The 21,031-nt window shown below is 24.0% G+C and carries 26 protein-coding genes and 1 pseudogene; 9 read left to right on the top strand and 18 right to left on the bottom strand.

What is annotated here, in order from left to right; translation table 4 throughout:
• Window positions 1–176 precede the first annotated feature (176 nt).
• The 12 genes from AACK95_RS03010 to AACK95_RS02955 form a co-directional block, all read right to left on the bottom strand.
• A complete protein-coding gene (locus tag AACK95_RS03010) occupies window positions 177–1,040 on the bottom strand; it encodes a GNAT family N-acetyltransferase (RefSeq protein WP_338980752.1) in 864 nt (287 codons plus the stop codon).
• 368 nt (window positions 1,041–1,408) lie between these two features.
• Window positions 1,409–2,335 carry a hypothetical protein gene (locus AACK95_RS03005; protein WP_338980750.1) on the bottom strand — a complete coding sequence of 309 codons (927 nt, stop codon included), beginning with the start codon at window positions 2,333–2,335 and terminating at the stop codon, window positions 1,409–1,411.
• Window positions 2,336–2,348: 13 nt separating this feature from the next.
• On the bottom strand, window positions 2,349–3,407 hold the full coding sequence (locus AACK95_RS03000; RefSeq protein WP_338980748.1) for a hypothetical protein: 1,059 nt from the start codon (window positions 3,405–3,407) through the stop codon (window positions 2,349–2,351).
• Between the two features lie 2 nt (window positions 3,408–3,409).
• A complete protein-coding gene (locus AACK95_RS02995; RefSeq protein WP_338980746.1) occupies window positions 3,410–3,601 on the bottom strand; it encodes a hypothetical protein in 192 nt (63 codons plus the stop codon).
• A gap of 209 nt (window positions 3,602–3,810) precedes the next feature.
• Window positions 3,811–4,098, bottom strand: a complete 288-nt coding sequence (locus tag AACK95_RS02990) for a hypothetical protein (protein WP_338980744.1) — start codon at window positions 4,096–4,098, stop codon at window positions 3,811–3,813.
• A gap of 288 nt (window positions 4,099–4,386) precedes the next feature.
• Entirely contained in the window at window positions 4,387–4,593 is a 207-nt protein-coding gene (locus AACK95_RS02985) for a hypothetical protein (RefSeq protein WP_174480363.1), read from the bottom strand.
• Between the two features lies 1 nt (window position 4,594).
• On the bottom strand, window positions 4,595–4,828 hold the full coding sequence (locus tag AACK95_RS02980; RefSeq protein ID WP_338980743.1) for a hypothetical protein: 234 nt from the start codon (window positions 4,826–4,828) through the stop codon (window positions 4,595–4,597).
• Window positions 4,828–5,076: a hypothetical protein gene (locus AACK95_RS02975; protein WP_338980742.1), complete on the bottom strand. Its 249-nt coding sequence runs from the start codon at window positions 5,074–5,076 to the stop codon at window positions 4,828–4,830. Before AACK95_RS02975 ends, AACK95_RS02980 begins: the two co-directional genes overlap by 1 nt.
• Window positions 5,077–5,078: 2 nt before the next feature.
• Window positions 5,079–5,942, bottom strand: coding sequence for a hypothetical protein (locus AACK95_RS02970; protein WP_338980740.1), 864 nt, complete (start codon window positions 5,940–5,942; stop codon window positions 5,079–5,081).
• A 122-nt stretch (window positions 5,943–6,064) separates the two neighbouring features.
• The gene (locus AACK95_RS02965) at window positions 6,065–6,208 is read right to left on the bottom strand and encodes a hypothetical protein (protein WP_338980738.1); all 144 of its coding nucleotides are present in this window, start codon (window positions 6,206–6,208) and stop codon (window positions 6,065–6,067) included.
• A gap of 21 nt (window positions 6,209–6,229) precedes the next feature.
• Window positions 6,230–6,508, bottom strand: a complete 279-nt coding sequence (locus AACK95_RS02960) for a hypothetical protein (RefSeq protein WP_338980736.1) — start codon at window positions 6,506–6,508, stop codon at window positions 6,230–6,232.
• A gap of 354 nt (window positions 6,509–6,862) precedes the next feature.
• Window positions 6,863–7,798 carry a rolling circle replication-associated protein gene (locus AACK95_RS02955; RefSeq protein ID WP_338980734.1) on the bottom strand — a complete coding sequence of 312 codons (936 nt, stop codon included), beginning with the start codon at window positions 7,796–7,798 and terminating at the stop codon, window positions 6,863–6,865.
• Between the two features lie 328 nt (window positions 7,799–8,126).
• Here AACK95_RS02955 and AACK95_RS02950 point away from each other — a divergent pair, with 328 nt between their 5' ends.
• The 4 genes from AACK95_RS02950 (at window position 8,127) to AACK95_RS02940 (ending at window position 11,077) form a co-directional block, all read left to right on the top strand.
• On the top strand, window positions 8,127–8,744 hold the full coding sequence (locus tag AACK95_RS02950; RefSeq protein ID WP_338980732.1) for a BspA family leucine-rich repeat surface protein: 618 nt from the start codon (window positions 8,127–8,129) through the stop codon (window positions 8,742–8,744).
• A gap of 162 nt (window positions 8,745–8,906) precedes the next feature.
• Window positions 8,907–9,395 (top strand): IS30 family transposase, encoded by a 489-nt coding sequence (locus tag AACK95_RS02945; RefSeq protein WP_338980730.1) that lies wholly within the window; start codon window positions 8,907–8,909, stop codon window positions 9,393–9,395.
• On the top strand, window positions 9,392–9,781 hold the full coding sequence (locus AACK95_RS07135; RefSeq protein WP_422397162.1) for an IS30 family transposase: 390 nt from the start codon (window positions 9,392–9,394) through the stop codon (window positions 9,779–9,781). Before AACK95_RS02945 ends, AACK95_RS07135 begins: the two co-directional genes overlap by 4 nt.
• A 57-nt stretch (window positions 9,782–9,838) precedes the next feature.
• Window positions 9,839–11,077, top strand: a complete 1,239-nt coding sequence (locus tag AACK95_RS02940) for an IS256 family transposase (protein WP_338980981.1) — start codon at window positions 9,839–9,841, stop codon at window positions 11,075–11,077.
• On the opposite strand, the gene AACK95_RS02935 is transcribed toward AACK95_RS02940, so the two are convergent.
• Window positions 11,064–11,498, bottom strand: coding sequence for a hypothetical protein (locus AACK95_RS02935; protein ID WP_422397161.1), 435 nt, complete (start codon window positions 11,496–11,498; stop codon window positions 11,064–11,066). The genes AACK95_RS02940 and AACK95_RS02935 overlap by 14 nt on opposite strands.
• Before the next feature lie 15 nt (window positions 11,499–11,513).
• Window positions 11,514–11,936 carry an ATP-binding cassette domain-containing protein gene (locus AACK95_RS02930; protein ID WP_338980726.1) on the bottom strand — a complete coding sequence of 141 codons (423 nt, stop codon included), beginning with the start codon at window positions 11,934–11,936 and terminating at the stop codon, window positions 11,514–11,516.
• A 339-nt stretch (window positions 11,937–12,275) separates the two neighbouring features.
• On the opposite strand from AACK95_RS02930, the gene ilvA reads away from it, so the two are divergent.
• Complete coding sequence (ilvA, locus tag AACK95_RS02925; protein ID WP_338980724.1) at window positions 12,276–13,526, top strand: threonine ammonia-lyase; 1,251 nt, start codon at window positions 12,276–12,278, stop codon at window positions 13,524–13,526.
• Window positions 13,527–13,632: 106 nt separating this feature from the next.
• Here ilvA and rpsT read toward each other — a convergent pair whose 3' ends face one another.
• Window positions 13,633–13,893, bottom strand: a complete 261-nt coding sequence (rpsT, locus tag AACK95_RS02920; protein ID WP_338980722.1) for a 30S ribosomal protein S20 — start codon at window positions 13,891–13,893, stop codon at window positions 13,633–13,635.
• Window positions 13,894–14,408: 515 nt separating this feature from the next.
• Between rpsT and AACK95_RS02915 the strand changes: the two genes are divergently transcribed.
• The 4 genes from AACK95_RS02915 to AACK95_RS02900 are packed head-to-tail and all read left to right on the top strand — an operon-like array spanning window position 14,409 to window position 18,354.
• Window positions 14,409–15,017, top strand: coding sequence for a hypothetical protein (locus AACK95_RS02915; protein ID WP_338959091.1), 609 nt, complete (start codon window positions 14,409–14,411; stop codon window positions 15,015–15,017).
• A 36-nt stretch (window positions 15,018–15,053) separates the two neighbouring features.
• Window positions 15,054–16,808, top strand: a complete 1,755-nt coding sequence (locus AACK95_RS02910; RefSeq protein ID WP_338980720.1) for a DUF2779 domain-containing protein — start codon at window positions 15,054–15,056, stop codon at window positions 16,806–16,808.
• A complete protein-coding gene (gene fmt / locus AACK95_RS02905; protein WP_338980718.1) occupies window positions 16,795–17,742 on the top strand; it encodes a methionyl-tRNA formyltransferase in 948 nt (315 codons plus the stop codon). Before AACK95_RS02910 ends, fmt begins: the two co-directional genes overlap by 14 nt.
• Window positions 17,743–17,784: 42 nt before the next feature.
• On the top strand, window positions 17,785–18,354 hold the full coding sequence (locus AACK95_RS02900) for a hypothetical protein (protein WP_338980716.1): 570 nt from the start codon (window positions 17,785–17,787) through the stop codon (window positions 18,352–18,354).
• A 12-nt stretch (window positions 18,355–18,366) separates the two neighbouring features.
• On the opposite strand, the gene AACK95_RS02895 is transcribed toward AACK95_RS02900, so the two are convergent.
• The 3 genes and pseudogenes from AACK95_RS02895 to AACK95_RS02885 form a co-directional block, all read right to left on the bottom strand.
• On the bottom strand, window positions 18,367–19,317 hold the full coding sequence (locus AACK95_RS02895; protein WP_338980714.1) for an IS30 family transposase: 951 nt from the start codon (window positions 19,315–19,317) through the stop codon (window positions 18,367–18,369).
• Window positions 19,318–19,424: 107 nt separating this feature from the next.
• A pseudogene (locus AACK95_RS02890) lies at window positions 19,425–20,567 on the bottom strand (IS256 family transposase); the annotation flags it as partial.
• A gap of 100 nt (window positions 20,568–20,667) precedes the next feature.
• The gene (locus AACK95_RS02885; protein ID WP_286641345.1) at window positions 20,668–20,811 is read right to left on the bottom strand and encodes a hypothetical protein; all 144 of its coding nucleotides are present in this window, start codon (window positions 20,809–20,811) and stop codon (window positions 20,668–20,670) included.
• Between the last annotated feature and the right edge of the window lie 220 nt (window positions 20,812–21,031).

Below are 21,031 nucleotides of genomic sequence, written 5' to 3'. Positions count from 1 at the left end.
TATTATTTAAATTACTAATAATATAAGTTACCTTCAAATTAAACTTGCTTAGTTTACAGCAACCACTAAGTCTCTAAATTACCATTTAATTTTACTCTTTTATATTTTAAATTAATTATGTATTTTATTTTACATTGTTAATTTTAAAAAACAAGACATTTGAGAAAAGAAAAAATCTAAATATTAAAATTATCTTTTTTAACAACAGGAGTTGATGTTTTCATAGACTGCATGCAGTCTAATTTATTTTTTATATTTTGATCAAAATCAAACAATAAAGGAGTATCATCTTTTTTTATTGTCTTTTTTTGATATGCTTGTTTTTCTAATAATTTTATTTTTCTTTGTTCTGGTGTTAAGTTATTTCACCATTTTTTTGCCTCATTTTTAACAACATCTACTTGTTTGGGGGTTAAAGTATTTCATCATTGTTTTGGATTTTTGATTATTTGTTCTCTTTGTTGATTAAATCAATCAATAACTTTTTGATAATCTTCCTTGAAAATTGATTCTTCATGTATTAAAACTTCATCTAAAATACTAGATAATATTTCACTATCCTCTAATATCTTTTGTTCATCATTTATAGCTTTTGATTTTGACTTATCAAAATCAATAAAAATTTCTTTTATTTTAATATTTTTTCACTTTTCAATTTCATCTCTTTTATTAAAAATTGCATGAGGTATATTAATTTCATAATCATAAAAAAAAGTTTTTTTATTTCATGCATAAGTTAATCCTAATTTTTCATAAAATTCATCGACAGTAACATTAGTTGGATCTGATAATAAAATAAGGTTTTCGATATTATTGCTATGACATATCTCAAAAATTTTGTAAATAAGTAAACTACCATATTGTTGCTTACGATATTTTTCTTCAATAAATATACTTTCTAAAATAGCTTCTTTTTTTTCTAAATCAATAATAAGTATTGCGTCACCGATTTTATTATTAAATTCATCAATTAATAATAAACTTTTTATACTTGGATTATTTAAATTATTCGTAATAATAACTTCTCTGCCGTTTGCCATATTTTAACTTCTTTCTAATAAACTCAATATAAAACTTGACTTTAAACGCAATAAACCCAATATATAATATTTTTTTAATTAAATTAATTTAATAAAAACAAAAAAACTAATATAGATAAAACTATCTATACTAGTAATTAACGGTTATTAAATTAATTTAATAATATCATAAAAATATCTTTATTTTAAAAAAATAAACAAATTGTATGTAAATCAAGTAATAGGGGCTTTGCCCCTTGTTGCTTCGCAACTCACCCCAGCGGGGCTAAACCCCGCGGCCAACCAGAACCTTGGTTGGTTGGCTCCGACCATTAATAAAACTCATTTACTTTTTAAATAAAGTAATGAGTTAAAAACTTATATTAAGTTTATGTATCTATTTTAACATTTTTTTTATTTTTCTTAGAATATTTATTTCTATAATAACAAGTACGACATACAGTATTTTCAGTTTCTTTCTTTTCAGTCTGTAATATATTATCCAACTTATCTAATCCTACTGCTTTAATATCTTCAACAGTAAAATCTAATGCTTGTGACTGTTCATAGTCTTTAACACTACTTAATTCACTCTTTAACGAATGAATATAATTTAAAGCATGACTATTATATCTTTGTAAATAAGACCTAGGAAATCATAAACTAAAAGTCATAGTTTCACCACTATAACTAGGTGGTAATCCACCACGCTTAATTATTCGCTTTGTTTGTCTTTTAGATAAAACAATTTTATTATAATCATCAACATTAGTATAAATATTAAGTTTAAACTTAACTAAAAATAACAAAATACGCATTCTTTTAACTTGCACAATATATTCCACTTTTTCACGTGCTTGTTTTGGTATTCTATCGGGGTGTTGTTCAATCATATACATAATTCCATTAAAATTATGACCTATTAATTTACAAAACATTCCTAAACTTTCTTGTGTTTCTTTAAATTCGGGCGACAAATCATTACTATTAATTTTCAAACCTAACTCATCTAAAACAACCATATCACACTCTTTAAAAGCATAATTACTATTTAATTGATTAAATTTAAAAACATCATCATAAGAACAACGATAACTATACTCATTACGAACTTTAATAGGAATAGGACTCACTACCCTACCTTTATGTTTTTGTGCTAAACAACAAGCAAGAGCAGATTTACCAGTACGTGGTGGTGCTGAAATAATATAACTACCTACAAGTTGTAATATCTTTATATTTTTTCTAGTTATTAAAAATGGATATAATATTATTAATAATAAAATTCCTAAAAGTAAATAACCATATCAAGGCATTATTTATCAACTCCTAACCAACTAAAAATCCAACTGCTTTTAAAAATACTCATAATGTTAAAACTTGTTCTAAACCACTAGTAAAATTAACATTTAAAACAGAACTAATAGTATCATCAAAAATACGTCTCAATAATCCATCAAGTTTAGTAAAAAATTCTCTTAATGGTTCCACGGGTAAAACCTTACCAACAACACCATAAAGTACTCATCTAAAAGCATTACGTAAATGACCAAAAACATCATATCAACTAACACGCTCATACTCAGGGTTAAAAGGACTATTTGGTGGTACTGGTGTTACTTTCTCACTTGAAAAAATATTAATTTGACCAAAATTTAACTGTGGTGAAAAAGTTGGTTTAGTTGATTCACCATGAACATCAAAAAATACTGTTAAATGTCTTAAATTTGGAACACGAATAGGCATAGTAACAAAATTATATAAATCTTGCTGATAAACATCATTATCAACTTTACCTTTAAAAACATATTTTGTATCACCAACATTATCTAAAAAACTAAAAACAAAATTAGCAGTAAAAGTTTTAAAATATTCATATTCAAAATAAAACATAAAACCTTGAATATAAAAACTTAAAGGTTTATCAATTTCAAAATTTAACTGTGTTTGAAAATTTATAATTCTTTTACCAGTATTAACAAAGTTTAAATTATTAGTATTATTCTTTGCAACATAATTATGATTAAACATAATACGTGAAAATTCATCTAATTGTTTTCTATTAAAAGTATAAACGCCAGTTCCCATATCTATCATTTGTGACGGAACACCAACTGTATCACTATAATAATAACACGTATATAAACCCTCATTATTACCTATAAATTCACCACTTACTAATTTTAAATCCGGTTGGTCAACATCAAAATAAGCAGAATTTCATGGAATTGTTGCTCAATCATCAAAATCATGATATTTAACATGTTTAACCATTTCTTTTGTAATATCATAATTAACAACATTAGGGTCATTTGAAGCAATTAAACTAGTAGGTGCTTGAACAGAAGTATTTACAACAAAAAATAATTTAGCAAACTTAAATCACATAATTATTTACCAAATAAACATTTTAAAATTCATCATGAACCATAAAACAAAACAAATCCAATAAAAAACTGAGTCCCATAAACTACTAAATTTCATAAAATAGTAGTAAAATCATCAACTGGATTACCTATAAACATACTTCAATAATCAACTATACATTGATGTATTTTATTATAAATTTCTAAAACACTCATAACTAACACCTACCCAAACAATGACTTAAAAACAAATTTAATACTACGATAAATAAAATTAAAAAATACACTTAATACCAATCAAAAAGTCAAATTAAACAAAATATAAACTTCATCAGTAATATTAGTTTGATTTAAAAATATACCAATATCATTACTAGAAAATATAAAAATAAAATGCAATATACTAAGAACAAAATTAGACATAACTAATTACCTACACTTATTCCGTTAACATCTTGTGTTTGCTTATGACCCTTAGCAATTGCTTTACCAACTGAAACAGAAGACTTAGCAATTTTCTTAACACCATAACCTAAACCTAATGTTGGTAACATCAATTCGGGTAAAATAACCCTAAATGCAAATCTAAGCAAAATCAAAAATATCATTAACGTACCCAAATTAAAACCTAAATCACCAAGTGGAAAACTAAAAAACTTCATAAAAATCGAAGCAAATAATTGCATAACAGTTGTAATAAAAGGTATAAACATAATTTCACATCCTAATGTCTTGTAAATCTAAATAATCCCAAAATTAAATAAAATACAAAACTAACATTTATTAAAGCAAGAATAGGCAAAGGTAAAGTGTATAAACTATCATAAAAAAACGACTTAATAAAAAGTGTCACAGTATGTAATCCAGCAAAAGAACTTAAATACTGCATATAAATAGTTTGTACCAAAGTATTAACAACCGGTAAAAGTCTACCTAATAAAGGTAAAACAAAAACCAAACTAAAAAATAACTTTACCATTTGCTTACTTCCTTTCTAATTATTAATGTGTTCCATGAATAATATGTCCCACAAATTGTTTGATAAACACTAATACCATAAATACAATTGAAATTAACACTGGTCAATTTGTAAGTGTTCCACCATCACCAGTAGTAAATACTCAACCAAAAATATAAGTAAAAGCATTTAATAATTGTTGACCAACGCCACCAATCATATTTAATAATGCTGATAATCCAGCAGGCATATTAATCACCCCCTTTCTCTAATTCTTTTTGTTGTTTTTCCATTTCTAATTTACGTTTCTTCTTTTCAAAATCTTTACGACAAAAAATACAATCAGGCTCACTATCATTCTCCTTTACATGTTTTCTATGTTTGAATTTCTGTATACCCTCATGTATTCAATTACGACAAAATCAAAGTATAAGACAAAACCCACCAATATATAACACATATTTTATAATTTCTTTCATATCCATTATTTATCACTTCCTTTTTTTCTTTTTTTTAAAAAATCAATTAAACTAAATAACTCATAAAAAATTACTAAAACAAAAAGTAAAATATTAATGCCTAAATCTAAACCAATAAAAAAATCAAAATTACCATTTATAATATTATGTATTTCAGCAACAGTTCAAATCATAGAAAAAAAACCAACAATAAAACAAAAAACATGAAATTTAGGAGTGTCATATCACTTTTTTTTAATTTCTTTATTTTCCATTATTAAACACCACCTAATGTATAAGCATAAGAATAATCCCAGTTTAAACTTGCTCTATCTAAATTAATCTCCGACATACTATCATGGTTTAAATCAACATCAACCATACCGTCATCTGTACTTTGATAATCATTAACACTACCATTAATCAATCTTGCTCTTTCATCAGTAAATACTTCTTGTAATTCTGTATTATTATGTGTATTTCCTAACGGTAACAATAAAGTATTTATAATCTCACTTGCTCCGGCAATAATCGTAGGAATAGCAAAATAATTATTAAAATTATTATTAATTCCCATAGCAACCCCACTACTAATCAAACAACCACCAGTCCCCATATTCGCTATTTTACGTATAGTTTCAAATCTATTAGGTATTAATTCAGTTAAACCACTAATAACATTTGCTATACCAAAACTATTTAAAGATATATAAGTATCTCAATCTACAAAAGGAACATCAATTATAGGTTTAACAGTTGTAAATGGTGGATACGTTGGTTTAGATGGTTCAGTAGAGCAAGGTGGCCAAAAACAAGGTTCATCTCTTAATAAAGAAACTGACTTATTTACATACTGAACAAACTTAGCATAATTAATTAATCCAATTGTTCCTAAACCTAAAAATATCTTTTTATAACTATTAATAACTTTATTTCTAGTAGTAGGTCTTTGATTAATATTCCATATATCAATTCCTAACTTTTTACTAAATAACAAAGAATTAATAGAACCTAAAATCGGGTCTTTTAAATATTGACCATAATAAGCACTTACACCAACCATAGCACTTAATGGACTTAATCCAATTCTTAATATTTTAGTCAAAGTATAATTACTAATTTGCTCAAATTCATTAGGCATAAATAAAACTCCTTACTTTATATACTAATAAGGAGCTTGTATATGAATTATAATCTAATCCATTGGGGCTTAATGAAAAATATATAATCCATATATAAGCCCCTTATTTAATTTTGTTAATACTACTTCAAACGTTTAATATTAGTTTTAAATTTCTGTTCATCTTTACCAAGATAATTAAAAGAATGTAAAAGTAAAGTTTGAAATTTAACTAAATCATTAACAATGATTTCTAATTCTTTAATACGTTTTTCTAAATCTTGCATTTTAAATTTTCCATTCTATCTTTAATTTTTTCATTCAGTAATATCTACAATAGTACCGGATAAATCCAAAACTAAATTATAATAATTACCAACTTTTAAATTTAATTTATGTAAATATTTTGAAAAGTCATTAACAACTGTTGGATTATACCATTTATCCCTTACTTTACCAGTAGAAATATTTGTTTGTCTATTAATTTCCAAAAAAGTTAAAACATCAAAATTTAAAAATTTACCTTGATTATTTTTATCGGGTATCATCTTATCTTTTTCAATATTAACTAATTGAGTTTTAAACATAAAAATTGCCAATCCTTTCTATAAATTTTAATAAAAAAAATAATAGATTGAATTGGCAAACAATTATTTAATAATTAAATTAATAAAAGAAGCTTTTAAATGAAGTATTTAACTATTCCTGGTCGGGAACTGTTTTACCAATTCAAATAAGTTAAATATTATTTAAAAACTAATTTTAAAAAATATTTACTTATAGCAATATACTAACATATTTAACAAAAATTTCAATAAATATAAAAAGTAATCATTACTATTTCCGACCAGAAAAATAATAATAATTACTATAATAAAAGTATAACAAAAACACAAAAAAAATACAAATATAGTATATATATTACTTGAAAAAATTTAAAATTAATGTAAAACACGATTTTTTAAAAATATTTTTTCAATTTTACTTTTATCAAAAACTTTATAAAGAAAATCTAAAACATCATTTTTATTAAACTTATTTTTTAATCAATACCTAAATCTTAAACTATCTAAACTTATGTAATGTTGAAAATCTTTAAAATAATCACTAGTAGCAATATAATCATAACTTCCACCAATTAATTTAGTAACACCTTGCTCATTTGGTTTACTTTTAAATAAATAAAATTCTTTTGCTTTTTCACATGCTTGTACTAATTCTTGTAAACTCAACATTTTAGTTCCACGAACTACAAGCGGATTTTTACAATTTCTACTAAAAGAATATGCTTGAATACCAACATCTTTTTGATTTAATGATTTAATATTTTCTTGTACTTTTGTTACATATTTACTTAAATATTTAACTACAAATTCATTTGTTCCTTTATGTACAACTCTTAAATCAATACCCTTAGAATTTCCAGCATGTGGTCATCATTGACGTATCATAGAATATGGTATTTTACGATTAAATAATATATGAAAATGAACTGCACCACGGTCTTGATATTCATAAACATAAAAATGTTTCAATTCACCTAAATATTTAGAACGTTTAGGGTCATTTCATCAACGTTTTAATAAAATAAAAAATAAACGAATATCTTTTTTTGCTTTTCTAATATCAGTTTCATTTTTGTGATAAGTTAAAGTTAAAAAACTTAAAACTCTTGCATTATAAAAATTATGTAATGCTTTTTGAATTAATTTAGATTTAGTACGAACATTATTATTTCTTAATTTAGTAATATTACCAATATTCTTTATACCTAATTTATTTCTATCATTTCTAATAATATCAATAGGTAAAACAACATTTTTAACATAACAAGCATAAAAAATTTTTTTAACATAAAAATTATATGAAATATTCATTTAAAATCATTCCTGGTCAGAATTTTTAATAAAATTAAATGATTTATAAATAAATATAAATCTTATAAAAAATTATAACATAAAAAAAATATCATTAATAAAAATTAATGATAGTAACAAAAATGATACTTAACTAAAATATATTATATAACTTTTGTATTACATTTAAACTTACTAATAACATAAAAAATTTTTCCTAATATTTATATATTTTTATTTTTAACATAAAATTTAACACTTATTGAATTTATTTTTAAACGAATTAAAATATAATTAACTTCTTAAACTTAAGAAGTTATTGGAAAAAACAAAAAAAGGAGATTTTTTAGTGAAAACACTAATCAAAACATTAAGTATTTTAATACTTACAACAACCACAGGTAATTTAACTAGTTTCTTAAACACTATCAAACAAAATACTAATATTACAACTAATTATATTCAAAATAAAACACAACAAGATACAATTTACAAAGATAAAAATGGAATACAAAAAACAACTAATGATAAAGATTTGTCAGACATAGAAAGTAAAGAAATTGTTCAAATCCGTTTTTTTGAAAATGGAATTAGAGAAATTCAAGCTGTTAAAATGCCAAAAATAGTTGAAAAAGTACCAGATCAATTACCAACAAAAATTACTTCTTTAAGTAATATGTTTGCTAATAATCTAACATTTGATCAAAACATAGCTTCTTGAAATATATCAAATATAGTAGATATGAGTTATATGTTTTATGATGCAAAAAAATTTAATCAAGACATTTCCGGTTGAGATGTTTCAAATGTAACAAATATGATGGGAATGTTTTGAAATGCAAAAAAATTTAATCAGAACCTTTCAGCATGAAATGTAAAAAATGTTATTAATTTTGATCTTTTTGCTACTAATTCAGGAATTGATAGCCGCAGTAAATGACCAAAATTTAAGTATCATTTTTTTTAAAAATAAATCAAAACAAGCCTAATTAGGCTTGTTTATTTTGTAAATATTTTTTATAATTGCTGAATTATACTTGTAAGTGCAAGTAAATAAAATTGCAAAAAATTCTCATATAAAAATTTCATAATGCTAAATTTAGTTTAGAAAAAAGTAAGGAGTTTTTATATGAGTTATAAACATCTTGGCATAGATGAAAGGATTTATATTAAGAATCAATTGAAATTTAAATTTAAAATTAGTGAAATAGCTAAAAATCTTAATCGAAGTATTAGTACTATTATTCGAGAAATTAATAGAAATAAAGATAATAATCATTATTTTTCATTAATTGCACAAAATAAAGCTGAAAATCGAAAACAATCACATATTAGTTTTCATAAGTTTAAAAATAAGAATTTAGTAAAATATGTACAACAAAAATTACTATTAGGTTGATCACCTGAACAAATTTATGGCAGAATTAAAAATTTTCATAAAGAGTGAGTTATTAGTTTTAAAACAATTTATACTTGAATTTATTTTGGAATGCTTGATAAAGTTACTAGTAAAAATTTAAGAAGAAAAGGTAAAAAACGAAAATCTAAAGAAAATCGTGGCAAGTTTAATGGTAAATCAATTAAAGAACGAGATATAAATGTTATAATGATCGTATAACACTTAGTCATTGAGAAGGAGATACTATAGTATCATCAAGAGGCAAAAGCAAATCATGTTTAATAACTTTAGTTGAAAGAGTATCACGATTTACTTTAGCAATATTAGTTAAAAACAGAACTACTAAAGTTATTAATAAAAATGTCAGTTATTATTTATCAATTCTTCCTAAAAACATTGTTAAAACTATTACTTTTGATCGTGGCAAAGAATTTTCAAATTGACAACAACTTGAAAAAAATTTAGATGTAAAAATTTATTTTGCCAATCCATATTCACCTTGACAAAGAGGTACTAATGAAAATACTAATGGTTTAATTAGAGAAAAATTTCCTAAAAAATTTATTTTGGTAATGTTTAGTAATCTGTGTAACTTACAAAAATAACTATGTTTAATTAATTCTAGTAAATATAATTAAATGATTAGAAAGAGTGAGTTACAGATGGCTAAAAAAGATAACTTTAATAATAATGATCCAATATCAAAAGCAGTAGATTTATTATTAGAAAATACTGAAGATTTAACAACAGTTTTTAAAGAAGGGGGTTTATATAAAGAATTAACAAAACGTTTAGTTGAAAAAATCTTGAATTCTGAGATGCAAAATTATTTAGGATATGAAAAAAATCAACATAGTAATAGTGACAATGCTCGTAATGGTATAAGTTCAAAAAAATTAATAACTCAACAAGGTAAAATTGAGATTGATGTACCACGAGATCGTAATAGTAATTTTACTCCTGTAATAGTGCCAAAAAGACAGAGAAGATTTGATGGTTTTGATCAACAAGTTCTTTCCTTATATGCAAAAGGTATGACATTATCAGATATTAGAATGCAGTTACAAGAGTTATATCATGGTGCTGATATTAGTGAAAGTGTTATTAGTCAAATTACTGATGATGTGATTGATGATGTCAAAGCATGACAAAATAGACCATTAGAAGGCATTTATCCCATTGTTTATTTTGATTGTATAGTAGTTAAAGTACGACAAGATAAACGCATTATTAACAAATCAGTTTATATAGCTTTAGGTGTTGATTTAGAAGGTAAAAAAGATGTTTTAGGTTTATGAATTAGTGAAAATGAAGGCGCTAAATTTTGATTAGCAAATTTCACAGAAATGAAAAATCGTGGCTTAAATGATATTCTTATTGCTTGTAGTGACAACTTAACAGGCATGTCAGAAGCAATACAATCAGTTTATCCTAAAACTGAACATCAATTATGTATAGTTCATCAAATTAGAAATAGTTTAAAATATGTTTCATACAAACATCGAAAATCACTAGTTACAGATTTAAAGCCAATTTATAATGCATGTAGTGAAGAACAAGCAATGCAAGCTTTAGAATCATTTGAAAGTAAATGAAATAAACACTATCCTCAAATTGCTAAATCTTGATATAAAAATTGAGATAATTTAATGATTTTTATTAGTTATCCTCCAGAAATCAAAAGAGTAATTTATACTACAAATGCCATTGAATCTGTTAATAGTCAATTACGAAAAGTCATCAGAAATAAAAAAGTTTTTCCAAATGATATGGCAGTTTTCAAAATATTTTACTTAGCAATTGAAAATATAACAAAAAAATGAACAATGCCTATTCAAAATTGAAATACAGCAATTGCTCATTTTATGATAAAATTTGAAGACAGAATTAATCTGAACTAGTACTTTGCAAAACAAAGAAACACAGATTACTAAAAAGCCTCTTTATGAATTCATTTATTTTTTTTCTTATTTTTTTGATTTCAGCATTTTCTTTTTTTATTTCTTCATATTGTTTTTTTAAATCAGCTTTTTTATTTTTATCAAACATTTTTCATGTAAAGTTATGAACTGAACCATATTTTTTAACAATATCTTTAACATTTCCTGCTTCTTTTATAATTCCATTATGAATGTAAATATACTTTTCACAAAATTCTTCAACTTCGCTCATATTATGAGTAACTAAGATCATTGTCTTATTTTTGTCAATAATATTTTTTCTAAAAAATTCAAAAATTTCTGAACGAACTTCAATATCTAATCCTGTGGAAACTTCATCTAAAATAACTAGATCAGGATCATGAATAACAGCAAGTAAAATATTTAAACGTTGTTGTTATCCACCCAAAAGTGTTTGAATAAACTTATTTTCAATTCCAAGTAATTGGTATGTCTTCAGTAACTCTAATAGTTCATCTTCTTTCATTGAAATATTAAAAGTATGTAAATAATATTTAATCATATCCATAACAGATATTCCGGCCGGATATCTAGATTCTTGAAATTGTAAACCATTTACTAGATGTTCTTGACGAATTATTTCATCAGATGTTGGTTTACGAATACCACCAATAATTTCACTTAAAGTTGATTTACCACTACCATTTGCACCAATGATTCCAATTCGATCGCCAGGATTAATAGTTAAATTAACTTTATCTAATGCTATTTTATTTTTATATTCCTTTGTTAGATTTAAAATTTCTACTAGTGGCCGAGATTTATCTATTTTTTTCTTATTTTGTTCATTATTTTCCATATATAATACCTCCTGCATTAGATTCTACTATAATTAAGTGTTAAAAAGCAATTATTGAAATTTGTAACAATAAAATAAACAGTATTAATTCTAAATATTTTGGAAAAATATTTTTTAATTTTTGTTTTTCATGTATATATAATATAGATTTGAAAATAGTGATTATGTAGTATAGCAATTTAACATATGCTTTAAATCAACATTTATGAATTCAAATCCCATTTAATTATAAAACCATATACTATTAATGATTACTTTTGTTGTTTTATAAATAAAAGTTATTATATTGTATAATTAATTATATTTAAGAAATTAGATAGAAACTCAGGAGGAACCATTTTGGAAAATTTAGTAAGTGAAGAAGTAATTGAAGAAACGTATTCAAAAATTAAAGATAAAATTAGTAAGACAAGTTTGATAAAAGCAGATAAACTTTCTTCATTTTCTGGTAATAATATATTTTTAAAGTTAGAAAATTTACAAAAAACAGGTAGTTTTAAAATTAGAGGAAGTTTAAATAAAATTCTTAATTTATCAAAGGAACAGCAAGCAAAGGGTTTAATTGCTGCTAGTGCTGGTAATCATGCACAAGGAGTCGCTTTAGCAGCTTCAAGTTTAAATTTAGTATCCAAGATAGTTATGCCTTTAACAGCACCACTAGCCAAAATTGCTGCTACTAAAGAATTTGGTGGTGCTAAATGTACTGTTAAACTTTGTGGTAATATGTTTGATGATGCAATGTTTGAAGCATTAAGACTTGAAAAAGAAGAAGGGTTAACGTTAGTTCATCCATATGATGATAATTTTGTTATTGCTGGTCAAGGTACAATTGGTTTAGAAATATATGAGCAAATGAATGCAATGGGTAAAGAAATTGATTATTGTTTAGTTCCAATTGGAGGAGGAGGACTTTTAAGTGGTATTTCAATTTATTTAAAAAGTAAAAATCCAAATATTAAATTTATTGGGATTGAGGCACAAAATGTTGATTCTTATAATCAAGCTTTAAAACAAGGAAAACCATTTAAAATTCAAGGTAAAAGTTCAATTGCTGATGGAATTACTGTTAAACAAACAGGAGAATTAACATTTAATATTTTAAAGAAAAATGTTGATAAAGTTGTTACTGTTAGCGAAGAAGAAATTGCGCAAGCAATGTTATTTTTATTAGAAAAATGTAAAATTATAACTGAAGGTAGTGGCGCTGTTAGTGTTGCTGCTATTCTTTCTGGTAAATTAGATAAAATCATTGGTAAAGATAAAAATGTTGTTTGTGTAATTAGTGGTGGTAATGTTGATATTACTACATTAGGAACAATTATTAATAGCGCCTTAATTAGTTCACATCGACGAGTTCCTTTTTCAGTTAACGGTAAAATTAATAATAGTACTATTAGCGAAATTATTAATATTATTACTAAAAATGGTGCCTCTATTTATAAAATTCACAGTACATTTGATCGTAATAAATTAGATATTAGTAATTTTAGTATTTTTATAGTTATGGATACATCAGATGAATTTCAAAAAAATAAAATTTTTGCTGAGATTAGAGCATCAAGTTCTAACTTTACATTATTAGCTAAATAGTTTTTAAATTTGGTATTTTATTAAAACAAAAATTTAGTTTAAAAATATCAATTATATTTTAAAAAGAGACACTATTAATAGTGTCTCTTTTTAAAATAAATTATAGTTATTTTGCTTTTGCTAATTTAGTCATAATTTTAGATTTTTGACGAGCAGCTTTATTAATGTGATAAATGTCTTTAACAATAGCTTTATCAATTAAACTACATACTTCATTAACAAGTACTGCAGCATTTTCTGCTTTGTTTTTTATTGATATTTCAGCTTTTTTTAAAGCAGTTTTAACTTTAGATTTATAACTTTTATTAATTTCATTTCTTTTTTGGTTTGTTTTAATTCTTTTAATTTGTGATGCAATGTTAGCCATTTTTTCTCCTTTTTTGTTTTGAACATGTTTTATAGATTAATTACAACAAAAATAATTATAACAAAAATCATAAATGTTGTATAATATTTTTTATTTTTTCAGTATAATTAATGTGTTAGCTTTTTGTTAATAGTATATTTTAATTTTTTTACACTTTTAATGTAAATTATTTGTTTAAAAACTTTAATGATAAATGTAGGTGTGGTAAATAAATGAGTTACTATTTTCGTAACCCTTATCAATTTTCTTACCATAGTATTGGTAGGATTAGAACAAGATTAAAATTGTAAGACTTAAATGATATCCAATTACGTGAATATTGTTTAAAATTGATTAATGAGTCTTATGATATTGAAGAGACAAAAAGTTTTAAATATATTAGAGTAAATAAAACACATCTTTATTTTGTAATTAAAAAAGATGTTAATTTAATTTTAACAATTTCACCGATGAGTCCAACTAAACTATTAGCAGTAATCGAGGAAAATTTATAAATCAAAAAAGAGGAATAAAAAATGGGAAATTTATCTAGTCAATGATGAATGTTAGCGCTTATAGGAGTAGTTTTAATAATTTTTATTTTTACAACCATTTCAGCAAAAAAGAAGAAAAAAGAAGAGAAAAAACAACGTCAAAAAGAAGTAAAAAATATTATTAAATCCTTTATGCGTGATGAATTAAAATTGCAACATAAAACAGTAGAATTTGAACAAGTAGTTTCACGTAGTAGTAAAGAATATCGATATCGTGATGTTTTTGATGTAATTGTAAAATTATATGATTCTAAGAAAAATGATTTATTTGCAACTAAAGCATTTGAGGTAGAAGGGTTTACTAAACAATTATCAAAGAAAGAATTTGAAACAATTTGAAAAGTAAATTGTGAATTAGATTTAGAAGAAACACTTAAGAAAATTGAAATGTCAAAAAAACGTAGTGGTAAAATTAAAATAAAAAGAAAGACAGCAGAAGAAAAAGCAGCAATTAAAAAAGAAAATGAAGGCGTTAAACTTGCAATTGAAGAAGAACGTTTACAAAATAAAGAAAATAAAAAACGTGCTAAAAATTTAGAAAAACCTAAAATTGCAATTCATGATAAATTTTCTGGATGAAAAGATAAATAAATCTTTATTTTAAAGTAGGCAATTGGGTGATATGTAATGAAAATTTATAAAGATGATTATAAGCATTTCCGTATTTGTCGAAAACTTTCATGATTTTTAAATGCAAAAAATTATGCTTTAGCTAAGCATTTAATTGAAGAGAAAAAGATAATAAATTTTGTTGAACTAACGCATACTAAAACAAGTAGTAAATTTAAATCTAATTTAATTACTATTTCTGATTTAGACGATGATACATTTGAAAATAATTATAATGAAGAAGATGATTCTGAATTTTATCTTGGTGAAACAATTGCAGATGGTATTGAAACTGGGCACTATGCTCAAGAATATTTTAAAGTAAAATATTCTTGTTTTAATTTTGAGTCTGAACTGGGTAGTAATGTTATAGAAATTATTAATAATAAAGAGTATGATGTTTTATTTGAACCAAGATTTGAATATCAGGGTTGTGTTACTAAGTGTGATATTTTAAAGCGAAATAATGATGGTTGGGATTTAATTGAAGTAAAAGCAGTAACTTGAGTTAAAGAAGAACATATGTGAGATTTACTTTATCAGTATGATATTTTAACCAAATGTGGAATTAAAGTAGTTAATACTTATATTATGTATTTAAATAATAATTATGTTAAGAAAGAAAAAATAGATTTAAATAAATTATTTATTGTTAATGGATCAACTTGGCAAAAAAGTCCAAATACTAAAAAAAGTTTTAGTCTTTTTAAATCAATTCAAGATGAAATTTTAAATAATAATTTGAAATTACAATATGAAAATATTAAGAATATTATTAAAATTAGTGATATTGACGAAATAGTTAAATTATTAACTTTACCTTATTGTCATGAAAATAGTAATCAATTTTGTCCTCATATTTTTAAATATTTTTCTATTTATAATACTATTTTTGAATTATATCGTTTAAGAAAAACTAAGAAAGCATTGTGATATTATGAAGAAGATTTCTTAGAAATTAATGATGAAAGATTATTACCATTTTTAACAAAGTCTAATTTACATTTAAGACAATATGATGTAATTAAAAATGGTGAAAAATTAATTGATGGCAATAAATTTGTTGATTTAAAAATTGAATACAAAAAGTACCAATATCCAATTTATATGTATGATTTTGAGACTATGAAATCTGCAATACCTAAGTTTAAAAATAGTAAACCATATCAACAAATTCCTTTTCAATATTCTGTCCATGTGTTATTAGCACCAGATTTTGATTTTAAAACTTATAAATCAATTAAACATTATGAATTTTTAGCAGATGGCAATGATGATCCAAGAGAAATGTTAACAAAAAAATTATGTTATGATTTAATTAATATTCATGGTAAGGGTACGTATGTTGCTTATAATCAATCATTTGAGAAATCTGTTCTTAAAAAATTAGCTTATTATTACCCTCAATATAAAAATAAATTATCATTAATTCATGATGGTACTATTGATTTACAAGATTTTTTTAAAGAATTTAAAATTTATAAAGAACAGTTTTATGGTTCTCTTTCAATTAAAAAAACTTTACCAGCATTTGAACCTTCCTTTTCTTATGAAGGATTAGTTATTAAAAAAGGAGATATGGCATCAGAAGTTTTTCGTAGAAGAGTTGAAAATAACATTAGTTTAACTAATTGAATTCATAATTTTCGTGAAAATATGTTAAAATATTGTGCTCAAGATACTTTAGGTATGGTAGTATTATTCTGACATGTAAAAAATATTATTGAAATGTACAAAGCAAAAATTGAGGGCGAAAATTATGAAAAAATTTAAAATTTTATTTATGGGTTCTTCTTTTTTTTCTGAAAATATTTTAAAAACATTGTTATTAACAATGAAAAATGAAATTGAAATAGTTGGTGTTGTTTGTCAGCCAGATCGTAAAATTGGTCGTAAACAAGAAGTTGTTCCTTTAGCAATTAAACAATTGGCACAAGAATATCAAATTCCTGTTTTCCAATCCGAAAATATTATTGAAAGTTTAAAAGATTTACAATTATTAAATATTGATGTTATTCTTACTTGTGCTTATGGTCAATTTTTACCAAAAGCAATTTTAAATTTACCAAAATATAAATGTTTAAATATTCATGCTTCATTATTACCATCATTGCGTGGTGGTGCCCCTATTCAATGAGCAATTATTAATGGATTACAAACTACTGGTATTACATTAATGAAAATGGTAAGTAAAATGGATGCAGGAGCAATTTATGTTCAAGAACAAGTTTCAATTGGTATTGAGGATACATATACTTCTTTAGTTAATAAGTTGATAACTTTAGCACAAAATATGTTAATAAAATATTTATTAAAAATCATTAATAATGAAATTGAAGAACAAGAACAAGATGAAAATAAAGTAACTTTTGGTTTAAATATTAAAAGAAGTGATGAAAAAATTAATTGAAATCTTTCAGCACAATTAATTTCATGTCATGTTCGTGGATTGTATAATACACCAATTGCTTATACTACGTTGAATGATAATATATACAAAATTCATCAAGTAGCAGTAACTAATGAATTATCAAATGCTCTGCCAGGAACAATTGTTGCAATAAATAAATTAGGTATTATTGTTGCCACTAAAACTAATAACATAGTAATTAAAGTTATTCAACCAGCAGGTAAAAAAGAAATTATAGCAGCTTGTTACTATGGTTCTAAAATTAATCCAATTGCAATTGGTTTTATCTTTAAATAGTAAAAAAATAACTAATATTTTTTGGTAATCTAGGAGGAAAAGATGTATCGTTTTCGCTCAATTAAATATTTAGCAATGACTGGTATTATTACTGGTTTATTAGTAACAATTGGTTATTGTTCAACTTTTCTTTTTGGTTGAGCAATTACTAGTTTATTTGGTGGAAATTCTACTTTGCAATTATTTGATGCTGTTTTTATTCCATTTTGTGCTTTTTTTGAAGGGCCAATGCTGTTATTTGCAGGACCAATTGCGGGTGGCATTTTTGATTTAATTAGTGGTGTTAAAATTGTGGTTATTCCTATTACAATTTTTATTAGAATTTTAATGTTTTTTGTTATTAAGTTATTAATTAATAAATATTGATGAAGTACTGTTTATACTTTCTTTTTTGCTGCTATTTTACTACTTATTTACCCATTGTCTTATTTAGTAATTTATCAAGATTATGCTATTACAGTTAATGAATTAATTACTGATAGTATTCAAGCTATCTTTGCTTATTTTGTTGCTATTCCACTTTATTATGCTCTTAGTAAAAATAAAATTAGATCAAATTATAGTTTTTGAAATGATCAAGAATTTGATTATTTAAAAAATGCTAAATTGTAAAGGTAAGTGCAACTAAATTATTTTTCTATCCAAATATTCGATTGGTGAAAGATAATTTAATATTTTTCTCGGTCTTTGATTTAAAGACAATATAAATTTATGAACTTCATTTTTATTAGTTTTTGAAAAAATAAATTTTTTAGGAAATTTTTCTCTAATTAAACCATTAGTATTTTCATTAGTACCTCTTTGTCAAGGTGAATATGGATTGGCAAAATAAATTTTTACATTTAAATTTTTTTCAAGTTGTTGTCAATTTGAAAATTCTTTGCCACGATCAAAAGTAATAGTTTTAACAATGTTTTTAGGAAGAATTGATAAATAATAACTGACATTTTTATTAATAACTTTAGTAGTTCTGTTTTTAACTAATATTGCTAAAGTAAATCGTGATACTCTTTCAACTAAAGTTATTAAACATGATTTGCTTTTGCCTCTTGATGATACTATAGTATCTCCTTCTCAATGACCAAGTGTTATACGATCATTAACATTTATATCTCGTTCTTTAATTGATTTACCATTAAACTTGCCACGATTTTCTTTAGATTTTCGTTTTTTACCTTTTCTTCTTAAATTTTTACTAGTAACTTTATCAAGTATTCCAAAATAAATTCAAGTATAAATTGTTTTAAAACTAATAACTCACTCTTTATGAAAATTTTTAATTCTGCCATAAATTTGTTCAGGTGATCAACCTAATAGTAATTTTTGTTGTACATATTTTACTAAATTCTTATTTTTAAACTTATGAAAACTAATATGTGATTGTTTTAGATTTTCAGCTTTATTTTGTGCAATTAATGAAAAATAATGATTATTATCTTTATTTCTATTAATTTTTCGAATAATAGTACTAATACTTCGATTAAGATTTTTAGCTATTTCACTAATTTTAAATTTAAATTTCAATTGATTCTCAATATAAATCCTTTCATCTATGCCAAGATGTTTATAACTCATATAAAAACTCCTTACTTTTTTCTAAACTAAATTTAGCATTATGAAATTTTTATATGAGAATTTTTTGCAATTTTATTTACTTGCACTTACAAGTATAATTCAGCATTTTCAATTGCTAAGTAAAATATTTTGAAAACTGCCATATCATTTGGAAAAACTTTTTTATTTCTGATGACTTTTCGTAATTGACTATTAACAGATTCAATAGAATTTGTAGTATAAATCACTCTTTTGATTTCTGGAGGATAACTAATAAAAATCATTAAATTATCTCAATTTTTATATCAAGATTTAGCAATTTGAGGATAGTGTTTATTTCATTTACTTTCAAATGATTCTAAAGCTTGCATTGCTTGTTCTTCACTACATGCATTATAAATTGGCTTTAAATCTGTAACTAGTGATTTTCAATGTTTGTATGAAACATATTTTAAACTATTTCTGATTTGATGAACTATACATAATTGATGTTCAGTTTTAGGATAAACTGATTGTATTGCTTCTGACATGCCTGTTAAGTTGTCACTACAAGCAATAAGAATATCATTTAAGCCACGATTTTTCATTTCTGTGAAATTTGCTAATCAAAATTTAGCGCCTTCATTTTCACTAATTCATAAACCTAAAACATCTTTTTTACCTTCTAAATCAACACCTAAAGCTATATAAACTGATTTGTTAATAATGCGTTTATCTTGTCGTACTTTAACTACTATACAATCAAAATAAACAATGGGATAAATGCCTTCTAATGGTCTATTTTGTCATGCTTTGACATCATCAATCACATCATCAGTAATTTGACTAATAACACTTTCACTAATATCAGCACCATGATATAACTCTTGTAACTGCATTCTAATATCTGATAATATCATACCTTTTGCATATAAGGAAAGAACTTGTTGATCAAAACCATCAAATCTTCTCTGTCTTTTTGGCACTATTACAGGAGTAAAATTACTATTACGATCTCGTGGTACATCAATCTCAATTTTACCTTGTTGAGTTATTAATTTTTTTGAACTTATACCATTACGAGCATTGTCACTATTACTATGTTGATTTTTTTCATATCCTAAATAATTTTGCATCTCAGAATTCAACATTTTTTCAACTAAACGTTTTGTTAATTCTTTATATAAACCCCCTTCTTTAAAAACTGTTGTTAAATCTTCAGTATTTTCTAATAATAAATCTACTGCTTTTGATATTGGATCATTATTATTAAAGTTATCTTTTTTAGCCATCTGTAACTCACTCTTTCTAGTCATTTAATTATATTTACTAGAATTAATTAAACATAGTTATTTTTGTAAGTTACACAGATTACTAAACATTACCTTTATTTTAAATAATAGTTAGCGTATATTCACTATTAAATTGAATTTCACCAATTGAAAATTTTACTTTAATAACATCACCTTTTGCAAAATAAGTTCCATCATTTACGGACTTACTTACTTTAACTTTAAAGTGGTCACCTTGTTTCATAAGATCAGCAATTCTTTCTCCTAAAGAATAAATTGGACTTTTTAGATAGTTTGTTAAATCTGTACCAACTAATAATTTTGATTTAGGTTGTCCAATTTTAAATTCTGGAATATCATTAAAGTTATTTAATGATACCTTAGATGTGGTTGGTAATTATTGGTGAGTAAGATTTAACTTTCATCTTAATGGATTGTGTATCACTATGTTTAAAAAGTCTATA

Source organism: Spiroplasma endosymbiont of Lasioglossum malachurum, assembly GCF_964020065.1.
Taxonomy (GTDB): domain Bacteria; phylum Bacillota_I; class Bacilli_A; order Mycoplasmatales; family VBWQ01; genus Spiroplasma_E.
Note: the sequence above shows the minus strand (reverse complement) of the source record. Positions and strands in the feature narration are given on the sequence as shown.